This window comes from Microthrixaceae bacterium, assembly GCA_016702505.1.
Taxonomy (GTDB): Bacteria; Actinomycetota; Acidimicrobiia; order Acidimicrobiales; family Iamiaceae; genus Aquihabitans.
Map to the genome: position 1 here is coordinate 355,555 of JADJDU010000003.1, position 17,303 is coordinate 372,857.

Below are 17,303 nucleotides of genomic sequence, written 5' to 3' on the forward strand. Positions count from 1 at the left end.
CTTGGGACCCGAGCGGATAGGTCCAGTCGTCGTCGCCGTGAGGTTGATCAGACCGAGGCCTCGCCTCGGTTTATCCATGCCGTGCTTATGGGTCGGTCCGCCTATCGGCAAACCTCCTAAGCCTCGATCCACCGATCGGACTTGGCTTGTGCTCAATTCTCCCTGGCCACTCCGGCAAAGCCAGTTCTCTGTGCGGCCACCGTTAGTGCTCGGCTGTCTGATGATCCCGAACGCGAGGGCTGGGCGGGGGTTCGGGGGCAGAGCCCCTTGTGGCGGAGCCCCCGACCTGCGGAGATCGGCTTTGCCGGTCGTAGCAGCGAAGACGTCGGCCGTCAGGCCGGCGACCGAACTCCGCCGGAAGGCTCTGCCTTTCGGTGGACGCTTATGGGTCGGCTCGCGTATCCGCTCACCTTGGGCTCGGGCCCGACTCGGGGTGGCGGAAGTAGGGGTGGACCGACGACAATGGACCCATGGGTCCTGTTCTCATCGTCATCGTCCTGGTCGTGGCCATTCCGGTGAGCGTGCTCGTCTCCGGAGCCGCCATTGCCGCCGGGCTGGGCTTCGCCGTCAAAGATGAGGTCGACCGCAACCACGCCGGTAGCGAGCTGCTGAAGACCAACGTCTGACCTCTCAACGACCTGTCCGTTCGGTTCGTACGCGCGCCAGGCACGAGCCGCCCACCGGAACCAGGCGACCGCCCTGCGTGGTTGGGGTACCGTTCTGACCACAGTCAGTCAGAAGGGGGCGGGGATCTCGGACGTCCGGGGCCTCGTCATGTCGCAAAGGGGTTCCATGCCCACCGGTACCGTCAAATGGTTCAGCGCCGAGAAGGGTTTCGGCTTCATCGCTCGTGACGGGGCTGAGGACGTGTTCGTACACCACTCGGCCATTGAGATGCAGGGCTTCCGCAATCTCCAGGAAGGCCAGGCCGTCGAGTTCGAGCTGACCAGCACCGACAAAGGTGACCAGGCTCAGGGTGTGCGGGTGATCTGACCCAGGCCGTCACCTGGGATTAGATCCGGCGGACAGCACTGGGGGAGGCCCAAGAGGCCACCAAAGGTCAGGGGCGACGAGCCCAGGCCTCGATTTCGACGCGCCCCCCGAGCGGTAGACGGGACACCTCCACGGCCGAACGGGCCGGTCGTGGCTCTTCGAAGGCCAGTGAGTACCGCTCGTTGAAGACAGAGAACTGGTCGAGGTCGGTCAGGAAGCAGGTGGTCTTGACCACGTGCTCCAAACCCAGGCCGTGCCCGGCGAGTTGAGCGGCCAGGTTGGCCAGGACCTGGTCCACCTCGCCGGCGAAGTCCTCCACCAAGGCCCCGTCTCGCAGACCGAGCTGACCCGACACCACCACCCATTCTCCGGCCGTCACCGACGGCGTATAGGGGAGCCCGGTCGGATGGGTCATGGTCACCTCCAGAACATCTTGGGTCGACTCGCGTGTCTCATGGGAGCGTGTGGGTCCCCGAAGGCAGATCGGACGGACAGCCCTGTGCCAACCACACCGCTGCGGCAACCGCGGCAAACGCCGCGTCAGAAACCCGTACCGGCGGCCCCGACTCGGGTTCGACGTGGACCTCGATCGGAGGAACATCAGCGGCCCGCACCACCCCGAACGACCGGATGGTCAGGTCCCCCACACCACCGTCGGGGGCCACACTCAGCCCTTCGCTGGTGATCAGGCCGAAAGCCATGTGGGCCGCCCCGATCACGTAGGACCGCAGAACCACATGATCGAGGGGATCACCCCCACCCACCGTCACCGAGATACGGCCATCCGCCACCGAAGCTCGGGCCCAGCCGCCCTCGGGGTCACGCACCTCGCCTGCCTCCCCCCGGGCCGCGGCCACCAACATGGCGACCTCGGCCCACACCGCGGCCCGCAGGTCCAGCGATGTGGGAGGACCAGCCACCTCGACTTGTTCGATCTCGAATCCGGGAGCCAGTTGGGCCGCGACGGCATCCAAGCCTGGGGTGCGGGCCACCCGGAGCACACCGGTTCCGTCGGACCGGACCCCACCGGCCAGTGGCGGCCTCTTGGGGCCGTTGCGCACCGCATCTTCCCGGGACCACAGCACCCTGACCGGCCGTCCGTGACGATCAGCCAACTCACGGGCGGCGGTCGGGAGAGGACTCGACATCTTGCCCCCGAAGGCGCCCCCGTTGGCAAGCACCGACACCGGTTCGCCACCCGGGACGCACCAGGACGCGTCGGTCTCCAGGTACGCCGGTTCCACCCAGGAAGTGCGCAGGGTGGCAACCCAGTCCCCGTCGGGCACCTCCAGCGGAGGTTGGGCGGGAGCGGTGGTCCGTCGGCCTTGGACCTTGCCCGCGGCCCGCCGAGCATCCTCGACCGTGTCGGCCACCACCCATCCCCCGGTACCGTCGGGGACGGCCACCAGGGCGTCAGCCGGGGCGGTGTCTTCGGCGAAGCCTCCCCGTCCCAGCGCCACCCCCGGGCTCACCGTTTGAGGGCCGCCAGATTCCAACGTGGCTCGCTCGGTGGCAGCCACCAGATCACGGTCGCCATCGGAGGGTCGGTCGAGCCGATCCCACGCCTCCACCACCGTCTGCCATCCGGTACAGCGACAGAGGTGGGCCTGCAACGCCCGCTGGACCGCCCCGTGATCGTCACGCCCCTCTCCCTGGCGTTCGTGTAGTGCCGCCAGACGCACAACGATGCCCGGGGTGCAGAACCCGCACTGGCTCCCGCCGGTGGAGCACAGGGCTTCGGCCCACTGCTCTTGCACCTGGGGGTCGAGCCCGTCGACGGTGGTGATGGTCCGACCCGCGACCCGCCGAAGGGGCGTCACACACGCGACACGGGGGGAGCCGTCGACCAAAACGGTGCAGCATCCACACTGCCCCTGGGGGCTGCACCCGTCTTTGGGTCCGTGCCGACCGAGTTGGTCTCGCAGCGCGTGTAGGAGCGAACCTCCCGAGTCGGCGACGGTCACGGCCTCGCCGTCGACCACCAGTTCGACGAGGTCACCAGATCGGTCGCCGCCCGGGGGCGGAACCGTCACGGTCAGCTGAAGGAGGAGCCGCAGCCGCAGGTGCGCTGCGCGTTGGGGTTATCGATGGAGAACCCAGCCTGGTTGAGGCCATCCTTGTAGTCCAACGTGGCACCGGTGAGCATCTGAGCGCTGGACGGGTCGACCACGACCTTCACACCGTCGAAGTCGGCGGTGACGTCATCGGTGGCGATGTCGGAATCGAAGAACATCTCGTAGCTGAAGCCCGAGCAGCCACCGGGCCGGACGGCTACCCGAAGGGCGAGGGCGTCGTCACCCTCAGCGCTGATGAGTTCCTGCACCTTGGTGGCAGCGGTGTCGGTGAGGGTGATCACGGGTTCCTCCACGGTCCGAGTTGGTAGACGCCATCGTATCGGCCCCCGCCCCTCGTCACACCAGACAGGGCATTCGGCCCCTACGGCTCGTTGCCGATCGGACCCCGCTGACCAGAGGGGGATCTGGGGGTCCGCCGGTAGGCTCCACCTCGTGACGGCTTCCGAGGTGCAACGCCCCTCACCCGACGATGTGCGCAACCATCTGCGGGGCGTCATCGACCCCGAACTGGGGTCTGACATCGTCGATCTGGGCATGGTCCGCAACGTCGAGGTGGGCCGCGACGGCTCCGTGGTCGTCACCGTCGCCCTCACCACCGCCGGCTGTCCGCTGAGGGCTCAGATCCAACGGGATGTGCGCACCCGGGTCGGCTCCATTACCGGCGTCACGTCGGTCACCCTGGACTGGGCCGAGATGACCGATGCCGAACGGACCCGAGCCATGGATCGGGCCCGATTCAACGTCTCTCAACGACCGGAGGACACATCGATCGCCCCCACCACCCGTGTGGTGCTGGTGGCCTCGGGCAAAGGAGGGGTCGGCAAGTCCTCGGTCACCGCAAACCTGGCCGCGGCCCTAGCCCAGAGGGGCCTGAAGGTCGGGGTTCTCGACGCCGACGTGTGGGGGTTCTCGATACCACGCATGCTCGGGCTCACCGGCAGGCTCGCAGGCCAGGCCTCAGGGGAGCGCCGAGAGATGGTCCCCCATGAGCGCGCCATCGGATCCGGTGTCGTGCGGGTGGTCTCCATGGGTCTGCTGGTCGACGACGAGGAGACGGCGCTCATGTGGCGGGGGTTGATGCTCAACCGCGGTGTTCAGCACTTCCTCCAAGATGTCCGCTGGGGCGATGACCTCGACTACCTGCTGGTCGACATGCCGCCCGGCACCGGAGACGTCCAGATGGGCGTGGCCAAGATGGTCCCCCGGGCCGAGGTCATCGTGGTGACCACCCCGGCCGTGGCCGCCCAGAAGGTGGCGATCAGAGCGGTGTCCATGGCTCGCAAGTCATACCTGCGGGTGGCAGGCGTGATCGAGAACATGTCGGCGTTCACCTGCGACCACGGAGACACTTACGCATTGTTCGGCGAGGGAGGAGGCCAGGCTCTGGCCGAGAGCGCGGGGGTGGACCTACTGGGCCGGATCCCGATCGAGCCCGCGGTCTCGGCTGGTGGTGACGCCGGTGAACCCGCCGTCCTCGCCGGAGGGGCGGCCGCCACGGTGTTCAGTCAGATCGCCGAGCGAATCGTGACCGATGCAGTGCCTCCCACCGCCTTGGCCGGTTGCTCGGCCCGGATGCTGGAGGCGGCGGTGGCCGCGCTCGACGCCCTGGACGCCGAGGAGGCCGCAAACCAACAGAAGACGACGTCGGCCTAGGCCAGCTGAGTGGTCGGACCCGATGGCTCAGCGCACTCGCAGGTTGCGAAGCGCCTCGGGTAGCTCCCCCACCACCGGACGCAGCACTCGTTCTTGGGCTTGTCCGGCTGTGGCCCCCGTGATGGGCACGGAGGTGCTGCACGTCTGGGCTTCGGTCGACGAATCGAAGTCTGAGCCGCGGAGGATGAGCCGAACCCCGAGCTCGGTCTCGACCGAAAGCGACTCGGCCAGCTCTTCGCTCACGTCTAGAACCACGCCCTCGTCTCCGGGGTAGTTGAGGCGCAGGTACTCGGGGGCGAACATCGGAACCCCTGACACCTCTCCCACCTCTTCTTGGTCTGGGCCGGGCCAGAAGTCCTCGTAGAGGAATGGGGCCGTCGACTCACAACACCCGGTCCCGATGGTGATGGACAGCGTTCCGGCTCTTCTGCGCGCCATCTCGGCAACCACCTCGGCGGCACGGGCGGTGGCGGTGATCTTCACCCCGACGACCATAACGCCGCGATCTCCGATGTGGTCGCTGCGGGTCGGACAACTCGGCTCGCACCCGACAGCGCGGGTAATTGGGTGGAAGGGCCCGAGGTCGGACATTCGCCCATCAGGGTGGCCCGGGACGAGTACCGTTGTGTCGCCAACTGGGCGGGACTCCTGGGGGCACCTTTTCCGTGGCAAGCCCGCCCACAACCAAGGAGCACCACCCATGAAGTCACGACTGCTGGCCACCGGCCTGCTCGCCGTCATGTTGCCCTTCGGCGCGGTTGCCTGTGGCGCCGACAGCACCGGCGACCTCGACAAGGGAGAGATGTCCAAGAAGCTTCAAGACGAAGCAGGCATGGACAAGGAAACCGCCGACTGTGTGGCCGGCGCCCTCATCGAAGCCGACTTCACCGAAGAAGAGCTCGAGAACGCCGACTCGCTCGAAGGCGAAAAGGGCGAAGCCTTCACCAAGGCCGTGGCCGAGTGCATGGGCATCGACCCCAGCCTGATGGAGGGCGCCACCGGCGGCTGATCTCACGGTAACCACCCGTTCGGATACGAGCCTGAACGCAGAGAGACCCGGGGCTCATGCCCCGGGTCTCCTCATGTGCGACGGTCAACCGCGGGTGCTGTCAGATGTTCCCGCTCAACGCCGACAGGTGGATGTAGTTGTCCCGGCTGCCGCCGGGGTTGGCGTGAACGTGCTTGACCTGCTGGTAGGCGCGAAGGCCTTGGATGCCAAGCTCCCGGCCGATGCCCGACTGCTTGTAGCCACCGAAGGGGCGCTCCGGCGAGATCAGGTGGTAGTCGTTGATCCAAACGGTTCCGGTACGCATCCGGTTGGCGATGGAGCGTGCCCGCTCCTGGTTGGTGGACTGCACACCACCCGCGAGGCCGTAGATGGAGTCATTGGCGATGGCGACGGCCTCGTCGTCGGTCTCGAACGGGATGACCGACAGCACCGGACCGAAGATCTCCTCTTGAGCGATCTTGGCCGAGTTGGGAACTCCGGCGAAGATCGTGGGCGTGTAGAACGCGGCGGCGTCGAGCCCTTCGGCCAACCCATCGGGGCGCTTACCGCCACAGATCGGGTCGCCCACCTCCTGTCGGCCGAGTGCGACGTAGCGCTCGACCGTCTCGACCTGGCTGCGGCTCACCAGCGGACCGAGATCGGTCTCGAAGTCCATCTGGCTACCGATCACGATCTTGCCGGCCTTGTCGGCCAACAACGACAGGAACTCGTCGTAGATGCTCTTGTGGACCAGAGCGCGGGTGCCGGACTCACACACCTGCCCGTTGTGGAAGAAGGTCCCCCACAACGTGACGGCGGCAGCGATGTCGAGGTCTGCGTCGTCGAGGATGATGTTGGCGGACTTGCCACCCAGCTCCAAGGTCACGGGCTTCACCGAGCCCGACGCGAGCTGCATGATCCGTCGGCCCACCTCGGTGGAGCCGGTGAAGGCGGTCTTGTCCACGAGGGGGCTGGCGGCCAGTTCCTCGCCGGCGGTGCCGCCGGGGCCGGCCACGATGTTGGCCACGCCTGGGGGTAGGTCCACCTCCTGGAACACCTCGCCCAACATCAGAGCGGTCACCGAGGTGAACGAGGCGGGCTTGAGGACCGAGGTGTTGCCCGCGGCCAGGGCAGGGCCGAGCTTCCACGCGGCCATGATGAACGGGAAGTTCCACGGGATCACCCCGGTGCAAACACCGTGGGGCTCGTAGCGGACCCAGTTCTGCGACGGCGGGAACGGAGTACCGGGCACCTCGATCTCGTCGGCTTCCTCGATGGCCAGCTTGGCGAACCACCGGAAGGCGCCCACTGCTCCCGGCACATCGGCGAAGGTGGACTTCTTGATGGTGCCGCCGCCGTCTCGCGACTCCATCTCGGCGAAGGCGCCCGCCTTGGCCTCGATGGCATCGGCTATCTGGTTCAGCTTGTCGCCGCGCTCCTTGCCCGACATTCGGGGCCAGGGGCCTTCGTCGAAGGCCTTGCGGGCCGCTTCGATGGCGCGCACCGAATCCTCACGGCCGGCCTTGGCCACCTCGCCGATCGGTTGACCGGTGGCGGGATCGTAGGTGGTGAAGGTCTCGCCCGACTGGGCTTCGACGTATTCACCGTTGATGAAAAGCTTGTAGTCGGCCATTTGCCGCGGCCCCCTTGGCTGCGTGGTGACGGATGTGTCGATGACAGGGTCGCTGTGGTGCGTCGATTGGACGGCACAGTCTTGACCCGTCGGTCAAGACGCTAGTCCCGGATCGGCCCGGCCGCACCAGCGGTCCACACCGCCCCCATGTCGTCTCGATCAGGACAGGTGGCTCGGCCTTCGGCCTCCAACTTGCGGAGGTGAGCCCACACGCTGAAACGAGCCACCGGATGAAGCGATTCGGGCACGTCGACGTAGATGGCCGCCACCAGGGCCGCGGTGTCGGCCCCGTCGGGACCGGCCGCGGCCAGAGCGTCGACGACCTGGCGTTCCCGCTCGGCTCGATGGTCCACGTAATAGGCGAGGTAGGCCGCAGGGTCGGTGATGAGGTGACCGTGGGCGGGTGCCACCGCTTCCAGCGGAGGGTCCCAGGTCCGCAGCCTCTCTACCGAAGCCAGATAGTCACCCATGTCGCCGTCGGGCGGGGTTATGACCACGGTGGAGCCACCCATGACGTGATCACCGGCGATGAGCACACCGTCTTCCTCCACCAGGAAGCACAGGTGATTGGAGGCATGACCGGGGGTGTGGATGGCCCTCAGGGTGAAGTCGGGACCGGCGATGGTGTCGCCGTCAGCGAGATGGCGGGTGCACACCAGCCCATCGCGGTCGTCGAAGGCCAATACCTCAGCCCCGGTGGCTGCCGCCAGGCGGGCTGCCCCCGGCGAATGATCGGGATGGGTGTGCGTGCACAGGATCCACCTGACCGAGCCAAGTCCGGCCAAGACCGCCTGGTGCGCCTCCAGGTCAGGTCCGGGGTCGATCACGGCCAGATCGCTGGCTCCGACCACGTAGGAGTTGGTTCCGGGGCCGGTCATGACCGACGGATTGGGACACAGCACCCGACGGAGCCGCGCCGTGAGCGACGTCGGCACCCCCACCTCTAATGGGGCGAACTCGGGTCCGCTGGACACTTCAGGCCCAACTCTCGTCATCGGGCCCGAACCCGGTGGTGGCCGGAGCCGTGTAGGACGGAGTCGACTCGGTGATCCCCTTGGCCGCTTCGGTGACCTGCCCCATCCACGGGCGGTCTTGCTTTCCGAAGGCGGCGTCGGCGTCGTAATCGGGGTCACCGGGGAGCACGATCCGCATACCTCCGTCGACGGACACCACCCGGGGCAGGATGGCGGGGACCGAGGTGATCTGAGTGGCGGCGGTCAAGGCGTCGGCGGCGGTGTCGAAGCGGGCCATGGCCTTCAGGCTGGAGATGGTTGGCGGCATCATGGTGATCTCACCGTTGAGGCACCGGGTGAGCGCATCGGCGGGGCGCACCCATTCGTTGGCGATCACCTCGTGATCGTCGTGCAAGGGCGTCTGGTTCTCTGGGGCCGCAGCCAAGAAGAAGCGGGTGTCGTACCGACGGGGGGCACCCACCGGCGTGATCCAATGGCCGAAGTAGTGCATCTCACCCACCGCGAGGCGCAGCGACTCCTCGGCGCACACCTCTACCAGGCGCCGCCGCCGGGCATCGATGTCGGCCCGATGTCCGGCCCAGCGTTGCGACCCTCGACGGTCGTCGAGGTCCACGAACCGGCCACCCCCGTCGACGGCCATGAGGATGCCGGCCTCTTCGAAGGATTCCCGGATGGCGGCCACCCAATAGGCGAGGCCACCCCGACCGATGCCGAGACGGTCCGAGGCGTCGGAGTCGCTACGCCCGAGGCAAAGGTCCTCGAGGTCGGATTCGCGGTCCTCGGGGTCCACCGCCCCGCCGGGGAAGACGTAGGCGCCACCCACGAAGTCCGAATTGAGGTTTCGTTGCAGCATGAAGACCTCTAGGCCCTCGCTTCCGTCGCGTAGCACCAGCACGGTGGCGGCGTCTCTCAACGGAACTTCGTTGGCAGACGGTGAAGAGGTCGAACCGCTCTGTTCTGTCATCGGAATGGAGGCTAGGTCGGCTAGCTCACCGACGTCCTCAGGCCTGGATGCTGCGGTCGGGTTGGTCGTGACCCGATGTGTCGATCACATCACCGGTGTAGAACCCGCCGCCGCTGGAACGGAACGAACCCACCCATCGACCGCCGCTCGCCGATGCTGAGAAAGCCGAGAAGGCGCCCAGCTTCCCCGCCTTGAACCGGGCCAACAAGGGAGCTCGAAACAGCGCCCGGGTAGGCGGGATGACCAGCAGATAGGCCAACAGGTCGCCGACGAAACCGGGAGCGAGCATGAGCGCGCCCGCCACCAGCAACAGGAACCCGTCGAGCAGTTCACGGTCGGGTATGCGCCCGTCGTCTACGGCCTGAGATATTCGGGCCAGCACCGAGATGCCCTGAGCCTTGAGCAGCCACGCCCCGATGGCACTCTCGACGACCAGCAGGGCGATGGTCTCCCACCCTCCGATCACCTGGGCCACCTGGATGATCACCCACAGTTCGAGCAGCGGCGCCACCACGAACAACACGAGCAAGACCAATCCCATCTCCCCACGCTACCGACGTCTCGGGGGTGTGCCCCGTCGCCTCTGTCACACCACGCCAACGCAGCAGGGAGGCGGGGCGGCTCCAACCTTGGAATGATGGGGGGATGGGCAGTATTGACAGGTGGCTGGGGTACGCCAAGGCCAAGGTGGAGTCTGCGCTCCGCTCGGGCAACCGAGAGCTGGACGAGCTCGAAGCCGAACGGGAGGCCGCTACCGCCGACCAGCCCTGGCTTCGATCGCAAGGCCCCGCTCCCACCTTCGAAGAGGCCAAGGCCCGCATCGAATACCAGGCCCGCCAGGCTGCCGAACACGGCGAGCCCAAGCCGGGCCAGGATCCGCCCCAGCCGCCCACCGATGGCGAGACCTCCCCGCCGGTCACGTCGCCTCAGGACCAGGCCCAAGATGCCGAGGCGGCATCGGCCAAGGTCGAGTTGGAGGCCCGTCAACGAGAAGCCTCGGCCCGCCTCGACGCCATCCGCGAGGAACTGGGAGTCGACCGTCCGGTCGATTCCGGCCCTTCGACTCCGTCAACCTGAACTCCGCCGGAAGGCTTTGCCTGTCGGCGGATCCAGGTTCAGGTGGAGCTCAGTACCAGGTTCTTGCGTTCGGCCTCGTTGAGGCCACCCCAGATGCCGTGAGGTTCCTTGATGGCGATGGCGTAGTCGAGGCACGGTCGCTTCACCGGACACGTGCGGCAGATCTCTTTGGCCTGCGCTTCTCGTTGGATCTTGTCTGCCTTGCGTTCGAACTCGCGTGGCGGAAAGAAGATCACAGCCTGGGGCCCGCGACATGCGGACCTGATCTGCCAGTCGTCTTCGACTCTTTGTGCACTCACCGGAAGTCCCCCTTTCGGTGCTCAGCGACCGTAGAGGCAACGCCGATAGGCCACAAGACCCAACTTTCGCGACCACAGTGCTCATCATCGCGAGCACCGATGGTCAGGAGCGGGGGCGCTTCTCCCGGTAGTCCACCGCTCCACCTTCGAGCGGCTCGACCTCGAGCAGCAGCCCCTCCACCTCGACAACCCGAACCGGATCGTTGAGGCCAATAGGGGTGGCCCGGTTGGTTCGAGCCCGCCACAGGGCGCCGCGGACCCGGACTACACCGTCGGGAGAGATCGCCGACACGGCCTCACCCTCCTCGCCGATCATCCATTCTCGTCCGATCGTGGGAGTCGAGAACCGGGTGCGAACCATGGCCGGCATACCGGCCAGCATGAACAGGGCGGTACCCACGATCCCCACCAGCAGCGTGATCCACGACAGCGACAGCCCGTCGAACACCAGCAACGACCCAGCGATGAGGCTGATGCCTCCGATGACGGACCAGAACCGCGGCACCCCGGTCTGGACATCCACCGTGAACCCGAAAACGGCCAGCACCAACAGTGCCAGCCCCACTGGCCGCACGGGCAACACGGCCAACCCGTAGGCCGACAGGGCGAAGCACCCGGCTCCGACCAGCCCGGCCACACCGACACCGGCGGTGTAGAGCTCGAACACGATCAGGGACAGGCCGATCAGGAACAACAGGTAGGCGGCGGCCGGGCTGGCCACGGTGTGGAAGAGCTGGTCCTGGATTGGTAGCGCCGAGAACACCGGCACCGACACCGGCTGGGTGACCTTGCGGCCATCCACGGTCACCACCTTGGTCTCCACACCGTCGATGCCGATGATGAACTCACCGATGACGGGAGCTGGGTGGTCCGGAGAGATGCCGAGCTGCCGGGCCTGCTCCTCGTCGACGGTGCCGTTTTCCAACCGGCCCTGAGCGGCTACGAACTCGTCCGAGAGGAGATCCTCGGGAATCTGGAGCGTGCCGGTCTTACCCAAACGGGAACCGGGGGCAAGCCCAACGATGTCGGCGGCACCGGCGAGTTGGGCGGCGCCGCCGAGAGCCACCGACCCGCTGGGACCAACCCACACAGCCACCGGCACCGACGCTTCGTGCACGGTACGAGCGAGGTCCTCGAGCTTCTCGGCCGACAGCACCGAACCGGTGCTGTCCAATTGGACCACGACCGCGATCATCCCAGTGCGTTCGGCGTGACGGATCGACCTCTGGAGGAAGTCGGCCAAGACCGGGTCGATCAGGCCCTCGGCCTTGAGCACGCTGACCCGGCCCGGCGTCGTCGAGGCGCTGACCCCCGGCGTCGTCGAGGAGGAAGGGGTCACCGCTCTGGTGGCTGGGGATGCTCCGGCCGGCATGGCCAGGGTCGCCAACCCGACCAGCAAGCCCAACAGCATCAAAGTGACACCGGTGACATGGCGGGGCTGGCGACCGACGACGCGGTCGGTGGTGGGTAAGGTTCGCAACAGACAGGCCTGACTGAGCGTGGACGGAGAGTGTCGGAGTGGATCCAGCGCAGTTTTTCGCTGCATCCCGACTTGTCATCGTTGCGGGCAAGGGCGGAGTGGGCAAAACCACGGTGTCGGCGGCCCTGGCCCGAGCCGCCTCCCGAACCGGCCTTTCCACCTTGATCGTGGAGGTCGAAGGCAAGTCCGGTTTGTCTGCCATGTACCACCAGCCCCAGTTCACCTATGAGGAAGTGACCCTGGCCGAGGCCGGACCGGACGGGTCAGCTGAGGTGCGAGCCCGGACCCTCACCCCCGACGACGCTCTGCTCGACTATCTCCAGAGCGCCGGAATGAGCCGAGTATCCAAGCGGCTGGTGGCCAGTGGAGCTCTCGACATGGTGGCCACCGCGGTCCCGGGGATCAGAGACATCCTGGTACTCGGCAAGGTGAAGTCCCTCGAACGAGGCCGAGCCGCAGACCTGATCGTTCTGGATGCTCCCGCCGCTGGCCACGCCATCACCTTCCTCCAGTCGGCCAGCGGCCTCGCCGACGCCGTACGTCTCGGCCCCATCAACAGCCAGGCTCGAGACGTTCTGGAACTTCTGGCTGATCCAACCCGGTGTCAGGTGGTGCTGGTGACGTTGCCCGAGGAGACGCCGGTCAACGAACTGGTCGACACCGCCTTCCAACTCGAGGACAGGGTCGGCGTGAGCCTGGGCCCGGTCGTGGTCAACGGGCTCTACCCCGAGCTGCGGGGCCTGAACACCGACCCCGACGACGCCGCCGAGCAGGCCGACGCCGCGCTACGCCCCGGAGAGGCCGAGTCCTTGGCTCGAGCCGCCGAGTTCCGCCGAGAGCGCATGGCTCTCCAAGCCGCCCAGACCCGACGGCTCAGCGAGGCGCTCCCACTCCCCCAGATCCACCTGCCCTACGTGTTCGACGCCGAGATCGACATGCCTCAACTCGATCAGTTGGCCGATGCCTTGCTGGCCGACATCGACGCGCTCGACGCCGCCGCCCTCGGCCGCTCCGAGGGGGACCGGTGAGCATCGGCACCGAGCACCAGCTCCTGTCAGACCTGGTGGCTACCAGCAGCATCATCATCTGCTCGGGGTCGGGCGGGGTGGGCAAGACCACCACCGCTGCGGTGATGGGCATGGAGGCGGCCCGCACCGGGCGCCGAGCCGTGGTCGTCACCATCGACCCGGCCAAGCGACTGGCCGACGCCCTCGGTCTCGGAGATGACGGAATCGGCAACGAGCCCAGACTCATCCACGGCGACTGGCCGGGGACCATGTCGGCAGTCATGCTCGACACCAAGTCCACCTTCGATGGCCTTGTCACCAACTACTCCTCCGACCCCGATCAGGCCGAACGGATCCTGTCCAACCGCTTCTACCGCAACATCTCCGGTGCGCTCAGCGGAACCCAGGAGTACATGGCCATGGAGAAGCTGTACGAGCTCCAGGCGTCACCAGAATTCGACCTGGTCGTCGTGGATACGCCTCCCAGCCGCAACGCTCTGGACTTCCTCGACGCCCCCCAGCGCCTCACCCGCTTTCTCGACCACCGGCTCTACCGGGTGCTGACCGCCCCGACCCGAGGGGTGATGAAGGCGGTGAACGCCGCGGCCCAGGCCTTCGTCCGCAGTGTGTCCAAGGTGGTCGGCGGCGAGGTGTTCGACGACGCCATCGCCTTCTTCCAGGCCTTCGAAGGCATGGAAGAAGGGTTCAAAGAGCGGGCCGAACTGGTGCTGAAGGCCTTGACCAGCCCCGACACATCCTTCGTTCTGGTGGCCTCACCGAAGCGAGACACGGTGCAGGAAGCCCACTACTTCGCCGACAAGCTGGCCGAAGCCGACCTGCAGGTGGCGGCCCTTATCGTCAACCGCATGCACCCCCGTTTCACCGAGGAGATGCCCGAGGCCCTGGCCGCCAGGGCCAACACGCTGGGCGACACCGATCTGGGGGGACTTTTCCGCAACCTCTCTGACTTCGCGCTGGTGGCTGACCGGGAGGAGGCCCACCTCAAAGGTCTCGCCGCCCAGGTTCACCCCGCTCCGGTGATCCGGGTGCCGTTCCTTCGCACCGACGTCCACGACCTGGCTGGCCTGGACCTGGTGGCCGATCAGATCTTCGGACGGACCCGATGACCCTCGGCGGCCCCTACTTCGAGGCCCAGCTCGTGGCGGTCCTGCCGGTGCACGACCTGGACCGGGCCGAGCTCTGGTACGGACGGATCGGTTTCGAGGTCTCGGCGAGCTACCCCGACTATCGGGTCCTGCGGGCCGGGCACCTGATCTTGCACCTTCGGCTGCTGGATCTGGGCGAAGGCCCCTCGACGGCCGGCGTCTACCTGACCATGCCGTCCGAGGATGCGGTGGCCATCGTTCACGCGGCTTGGACTGCGGCCGGTCCCGGCGTGTTGACCGAGCCGATGCTTCACCCACATGGATTGGTGGAGTTCGCGGCCGAAGATCCCGACGGCAACCTGTGGCGGATCGGCGCCCCGGCTGGGACCACACCCGCTCCAGAACGTGCTGTGGACTCCGGGCTTGCTCCCGACCGCGCCCCCGGTCGCGAGCCCGGCCCCGCCATCAGCGGCGAAACCGACGACGGGCCCGAGCCAGCCACCGGGACCAGCATCGTCGGTGAACCCGATTGGCTGACGTTGATGACGGCCGGCCACTGCACCCTGTGCAAGCTCACACCCTCTGAGGGGAACGCTCCCGGACTGGCCGGGAGATTGCGCGACGAGGCCCATCGCTGGAAGGTGGTTCTGCGCGACGCCGATGACGACATGGTTCGCATAGCCGGTTCACCCGGGGCATGGTCAGCACTCGAATACGGAGTCCACGTCCGAGACGTGTTGGCGGTGTTCACGGAACGAGTTCTGCGCACCCTGGCCGAGTCCGATCCCGAACTGGGGTGGTGGGACCATGAGGCCGCTATCGCCGACGGCTTCGCCAACGAATCCGACCGTGACGCCGTCGGTGATGACCTGGTCGAGAACGCCAACCGTCTGGCCGACGTCTTGGCCGGCGTGTCCGGCGATCAGTGGGAGCGCGGCGCCACCCGCCAGGAGACCGAGCGGTTCACGGTCGAGCTGTTGGCCCGCTACGCCCTGCACGAGGTTGTCCACCACCGCGTTGATGCCGAGCGGTCACTCGAGCCCTGAGGAGGCGAGCGGAGAGGCGAGCCGACCCATGAGCACGGCATGGTCAAACCGAGGCGAAGACTCGGTCTGACCAACCTCGCAGCGACGACGACCGGACCTACCCGCTAGGACCCTGAGGATCCAGGCCTCTAGCCCGGTGGTCAGCTTGGATGGCCGACGGCGACGACGGCCTCATCGACGGTCTCGGTGACCGACACGATCCGGTCGAAGCCGGTGGTGTGGAGCAATCGGGTGAGGGTGGGTCGGCTACATGCCACCGCTACCTCACCGCCGTTCTCTCGTGTTCGACGTATGCCCCCGATCAGTGCCCCCAGACCGGCAGAGTCCATGAACGGGACGTCGGACAGGTCGATCACCACCCGAGGCCGGGTGGACAGCGCGCTCAGGGAATCTCGGAACGTGGAGACCGTGTAGGCGTCCAGTTCGCCGACCGGCCGACAGACCACGTGGTCTCCTCGGTCATCGGTTTGGATCTCGAGCACGCGTGAAACTCCCATGCGGGGATCAGAAGGACACGTTGATGGTACCGGTCCAGCCGCCACCCACGGCCTGGACCCATAAGGACCCGAGCGGATAGGTCCAGTCGTCGTCGCTTTGAGGTTGATCAGACCGAGGCTTCGCCTCGGTTTAGCCATGCCGTGCTTATGGGCCGGCTCGCCCATTCGCTCGCCTCCTAAGCCTGGATCCACCGATCGGACTTGGCTTGTGCTCGATTCTCCCTGGCCACTCCGGCAAAGCCGGTTCTCTGGGTGGCCACCGCGGGTGTTCGGCTGTCTGATGATCCCGAACGCGAGGGCTGGGCGGGGGTTCGGGGGCAGAGCCCCTTGTGGCGGAGTCCCCGACCTGCGGAGATCGGCTTTGCCGGTCGTAGCAGCGAAGTCGTCGGCCGTCAGGCCGGCGACCGAACTCCGCCGGAAGGCTCTGCCTTTCGGTGGATCCCGGCTCGGGTCGGCGTGGCCCGGTGCCGGTCCCACGGGGAGGGCGACACCAGCGGGCACGGCCTTGGTGGGTGTGGTCACCACCCGGACTAGCCTCTCGGGCCGTGCCACGTGTCCTTCTCGCCACCGATGCCGATTGGATCCATCATGATGTGGACGCCGCTCTTGCCGGTGATGACATCTCGGTGGTGAGGGTGTCCCAGGGCTCCCAGGTGAGACCTGCGGTCCAGGCTGGCGGCGTGGACCTAGTGGTGCTCGATCTCCAGATCGGGAACATGGGCGGCATGGCCGCGTGCATGGATCTGCGCCTCGACGAGAGCGTCGACCTCTTGGACCGGGTTCCGGTGCTCATGTTGCTGGATCGGCCTGTGGACTCGTTCTTGGCTTCTAGGTCAGACGCCGACGGTTGGGTGGTCAAACCGCTCGATCCGTTCACGCTGCGTCGGGCGGCGTCGGCCCTGCTGGCCGGTGAGGGCTGGAAGCCAGACACCGGCCCCGACGCGGGTCAAGTGGTCGAGGTACTGGATGACCTGGAGGCCGAAGCCGCCGAAGCAGCAGCGGCCGCCGCGGCCGCGGTCGAAGCCGCCGAGGCCGAAGCCAAGGCTGTCGCCGAAGCTCAGGCTGCCGCCGAGGCCGATGCAGCCGCGGAGCAAGAAGCCGTCGAGCCGAACGACGTCGGCGACGAGCCCGAGGCCTGACCAGACCCCAGGTTGGTCGATTGGTGCGGCTACCAGGTGGGACCGACGCCGGAGCCTGCGCTACGGTGGCCCTCCGCACAACACCGGGGTGTGGCTCAGCTTGGCAGAGCGCTGCGTTCGGGACGCAGAGGTCGTGGGTTCAAATCCCGCCACCCCGACCACCAACCAAAGGGTTGATCAGCGAGGCTCCAGACCGGGTGGTCTGGAGCTCGTCCTTTTTCGAGACGTCGATGCCCGCACGCTCCCTGACGTCGGTCCCGACATGAGGCGGTCAAGCTGCCACCTCCCGTGACAGGGGTCACCACAGAATGTGGCCGAGGCTATTCGTAGCGCGGTTATGGAATGCGAATGTGCTGGTCAGAGGGTTTTTGT

20 protein-coding genes and 1 tRNA gene are annotated in these 17,303 nt (G+C 67.0%); 10 read left to right on the forward strand and 11 right to left on the reverse strand.

All coding sequences use genetic code 11. The features are described from left to right. The first annotated feature begins 470 nt into the window (after positions 1–470). On the forward strand, positions 471–626 hold the full coding sequence (locus tag IPG97_04730) for a hypothetical protein (protein ID MBK6855868.1): 156 nt from the start codon (positions 471–473) through the stop codon (positions 624–626). Between the two features lie 166 nt (positions 627–792). Further along, entirely contained in the window at positions 793–993 is a 201-nt protein-coding gene (locus tag IPG97_04735; GenBank protein ID MBK6855869.1) for a cold shock domain-containing protein, read from the forward strand. 67 nt (positions 994–1,060) lie between these two features. Here the strand turns inward: IPG97_04735 and IPG97_04740 are convergent, their stop codons facing one another. The 3 genes from IPG97_04740 to erpA are packed head-to-tail and all read right to left on the reverse strand — an operon-like array spanning position 1,061 to position 3,565. After that, complete coding sequence (locus IPG97_04740) at positions 1,061–1,408, reverse strand: RidA family protein (protein ID MBK6855870.1); 348 nt, start codon at positions 1,406–1,408, stop codon at positions 1,061–1,063. Positions 1,409–1,445: 37 nt separating this feature from the next. After that, complete coding sequence (locus tag IPG97_04745) at positions 1,446–3,026, reverse strand: hypothetical protein (protein ID MBK6855871.1); 1,581 nt, start codon at positions 3,024–3,026, stop codon at positions 1,446–1,448. A gap of 2 nt (positions 3,027–3,028) precedes the next feature. After that, entirely contained in the window at positions 3,029–3,565 is a 537-nt protein-coding gene (gene erpA, locus IPG97_04750; protein MBK6855872.1) for an iron-sulfur cluster insertion protein ErpA, read from the reverse strand. Here erpA and IPG97_04755 point away from each other — a divergent pair. Then, positions 3,501–4,721 carry an Mrp/NBP35 family ATP-binding protein gene (locus tag IPG97_04755; GenBank protein MBK6855873.1) on the forward strand — a complete coding sequence of 407 codons (1,221 nt, stop codon included), beginning with the start codon at positions 3,501–3,503 and terminating at the stop codon, positions 4,719–4,721. The genes erpA and IPG97_04755 overlap by 65 nt on opposite strands. A 27-nt stretch (positions 4,722–4,748) precedes the next feature. Here IPG97_04755 and IPG97_04760 read toward each other — a convergent pair whose 3' ends face one another. Next, positions 4,749–5,204: a DUF779 domain-containing protein gene (locus IPG97_04760; GenBank protein ID MBK6855874.1), complete on the reverse strand. Its 456-nt coding sequence runs from the start codon at positions 5,202–5,204 to the stop codon at positions 4,749–4,751. Positions 5,205–5,421: 217 nt separating this feature from the next. On the opposite strand from IPG97_04760, the gene IPG97_04765 reads away from it, so the two are divergent. Next, a complete protein-coding gene (locus IPG97_04765) occupies positions 5,422–5,730 on the forward strand; it encodes a hypothetical protein (GenBank protein MBK6855875.1) in 309 nt (102 codons plus the stop codon). Positions 5,731–5,830: 100 nt separating this feature from the next. Here the strand turns inward: IPG97_04765 and IPG97_04770 are convergent, their stop codons facing one another. The 4 genes from IPG97_04770 to IPG97_04785 all read right to left on the reverse strand — a co-directional run bounded on the left by IPG97_04770 (position 5,831) and on the right by IPG97_04785 (position 9,821). Beyond that, positions 5,831–7,342, reverse strand: a complete 1,512-nt coding sequence (locus IPG97_04770; GenBank protein MBK6855876.1) for an aldehyde dehydrogenase family protein — start codon at positions 7,340–7,342, stop codon at positions 5,831–5,833. Between the two features lie 101 nt (positions 7,343–7,443). Then, the gene (locus tag IPG97_04775; protein MBK6855877.1) at positions 7,444–8,337 is read right to left on the reverse strand and encodes an MBL fold metallo-hydrolase; all 894 of its coding nucleotides are present in this window, start codon (positions 8,335–8,337) and stop codon (positions 7,444–7,446) included. Further along, positions 8,318–9,280 (reverse strand): NUDIX domain-containing protein, encoded by a 963-nt coding sequence (locus tag IPG97_04780; protein MBK6855878.1) that lies wholly within the window; start codon positions 9,278–9,280, stop codon positions 8,318–8,320. Before IPG97_04780 ends, IPG97_04775 begins: the two co-directional genes overlap by 20 nt. Before the next feature lie 37 nt (positions 9,281–9,317). After that, on the reverse strand, positions 9,318–9,821 hold the full coding sequence (locus IPG97_04785; GenBank protein MBK6855879.1) for an FxsA family protein: 504 nt from the start codon (positions 9,819–9,821) through the stop codon (positions 9,318–9,320). Positions 9,822–9,925: 104 nt separating this feature from the next. Between IPG97_04785 and IPG97_04790 the strand changes: the two genes are divergently transcribed. Further along, complete coding sequence (locus tag IPG97_04790; protein ID MBK6855880.1) at positions 9,926–10,357, forward strand: hypothetical protein; 432 nt, start codon at positions 9,926–9,928, stop codon at positions 10,355–10,357. Between the two features lie 38 nt (positions 10,358–10,395). On the opposite strand, the gene IPG97_04795 is transcribed toward IPG97_04790, so the two are convergent. Together IPG97_04795 and IPG97_04800 are read right to left on the reverse strand one after the other, a co-directional pair. Continuing rightward, a complete protein-coding gene (locus IPG97_04795) occupies positions 10,396–10,656 on the reverse strand; it encodes a WhiB family transcriptional regulator (GenBank protein ID MBK6855881.1) in 261 nt (86 codons plus the stop codon). Positions 10,657–10,759: 103 nt separating this feature from the next. After that, positions 10,760–12,067, reverse strand: a complete 1,308-nt coding sequence (locus tag IPG97_04800; GenBank protein ID MBK6855882.1) for a hypothetical protein — start codon at positions 12,065–12,067, stop codon at positions 10,760–10,762. Between the two features lie 107 nt (positions 12,068–12,174). On the opposite strand from IPG97_04800, the gene IPG97_04805 reads away from it, so the two are divergent. The 3 genes from IPG97_04805 to IPG97_04815 are packed head-to-tail and all read left to right on the forward strand — an operon-like array spanning position 12,175 to position 15,295. After that, a complete protein-coding gene (locus tag IPG97_04805) occupies positions 12,175–13,164 on the forward strand; it encodes a hypothetical protein (GenBank protein MBK6855883.1) in 990 nt (329 codons plus the stop codon). Beyond that, a complete protein-coding gene (locus IPG97_04810; protein ID MBK6855884.1) occupies positions 13,161–14,270 on the forward strand; it encodes an ArsA family ATPase in 1,110 nt (369 codons plus the stop codon). Before IPG97_04805 ends, IPG97_04810 begins: the two co-directional genes overlap by 4 nt. Continuing rightward, on the forward strand, positions 14,267–15,295 hold the full coding sequence (locus IPG97_04815) for a DinB family protein (protein MBK6855885.1): 1,029 nt from the start codon (positions 14,267–14,269) through the stop codon (positions 15,293–15,295). The genes IPG97_04810 and IPG97_04815 overlap by 4 nt, the downstream gene beginning before the upstream one ends. Before the next feature lie 140 nt (positions 15,296–15,435). Here IPG97_04815 and IPG97_04820 read toward each other — a convergent pair whose 3' ends face one another. Next, on the reverse strand, positions 15,436–15,792 hold the full coding sequence (locus IPG97_04820) for an STAS domain-containing protein (protein ID MBK6855886.1): 357 nt from the start codon (positions 15,790–15,792) through the stop codon (positions 15,436–15,438). A 545-nt stretch (positions 15,793–16,337) separates the two neighbouring features. Between IPG97_04820 and IPG97_04825 the strand changes: the two genes are divergently transcribed. Both IPG97_04825 and IPG97_04830 read left to right on the forward strand, forming a co-directional pair. After that, positions 16,338–16,931, forward strand: coding sequence for a response regulator transcription factor (locus IPG97_04825; GenBank protein ID MBK6855887.1), 594 nt, complete (start codon positions 16,338–16,340; stop codon positions 16,929–16,931). 84 nt (positions 16,932–17,015) lie between these two features. Continuing rightward, positions 17,016–17,092 (forward strand) — tRNA-Pro (locus tag IPG97_04830). The last annotated feature ends 211 nt before the right edge of the window (positions 17,093–17,303 follow it).

Excerpts from the sequence above, each read along its gene's own strand:
- IPG97_04765 (MBK6855875.1), top strand. The coding sequence starts at position 5,422 with ATGAAGTCACGACTGCTGGCCACCGGCCTGCTCGCCGTCATGTTGCCC.
- IPG97_04790 (MBK6855880.1), top strand. The coding sequence starts at position 9,926 with ATGGGCAGTATTGACAGGTGGCTGGGGTACGCCAAGGCCAAGGTGGAG.
- IPG97_04730 (MBK6855868.1), top strand. The coding sequence starts at position 471 with ATGGGTCCTGTTCTCATCGTCATCGTCCTGGTCGTGGCCATTCCGGTG.
- IPG97_04815 (MBK6855885.1), top strand. The coding sequence starts at position 14,267 with ATGACCCTCGGCGGCCCCTACTTCGAGGCCCAGCTCGTGGCGGTCCTG.
- IPG97_04740 (MBK6855870.1), bottom strand. The coding sequence starts at position 1,408 with ATGACCCATCCGACCGGGCTCCCCTATACGCCGTCGGTGACGGCCGGA.
- IPG97_04800 (MBK6855882.1), bottom strand. The coding sequence starts at position 12,067 with ATGCTGTTGGGCTTGCTGGTCGGGTTGGCGACCCTGGCCATGCCGGCC.
- IPG97_04785 (MBK6855879.1), bottom strand. The coding sequence starts at position 9,821 with ATGGGATTGGTCTTGCTCGTGTTGTTCGTGGTGGCGCCGCTGCTCGAA.
- IPG97_04735 (MBK6855869.1), top strand. The coding sequence starts at position 793 with ATGCCCACCGGTACCGTCAAATGGTTCAGCGCCGAGAAGGGTTTCGGC.
- IPG97_04780 (MBK6855878.1), bottom strand. The coding sequence starts at position 9,280 with ATGACAGAACAGAGCGGTTCGACCTCTTCACCGTCTGCCAACGAAGTT.
- erpA (MBK6855872.1), bottom strand. The coding sequence starts at position 3,565 with ATGACGCCCCGCAGATGGTTGCGCACATCGTCGGGTGAGGGGCGTTGC.
- IPG97_04775 (MBK6855877.1), bottom strand. The coding sequence starts at position 8,337 with ATGACGAGAGTTGGGCCTGAAGTGTCCAGCGGACCCGAGTTCGCCCCA.
- IPG97_04820 (MBK6855886.1), bottom strand. The coding sequence starts at position 15,792 with ATGGGAGTTTCACGCGTGCTCGAGATCCAAACCGATGACCGAGGAGAC.
- IPG97_04770 (MBK6855876.1), bottom strand. The coding sequence starts at position 7,342 with ATGGCCGACTACAAGCTTTTCATCAACGGTGAATACGTCGAAGCCCAG.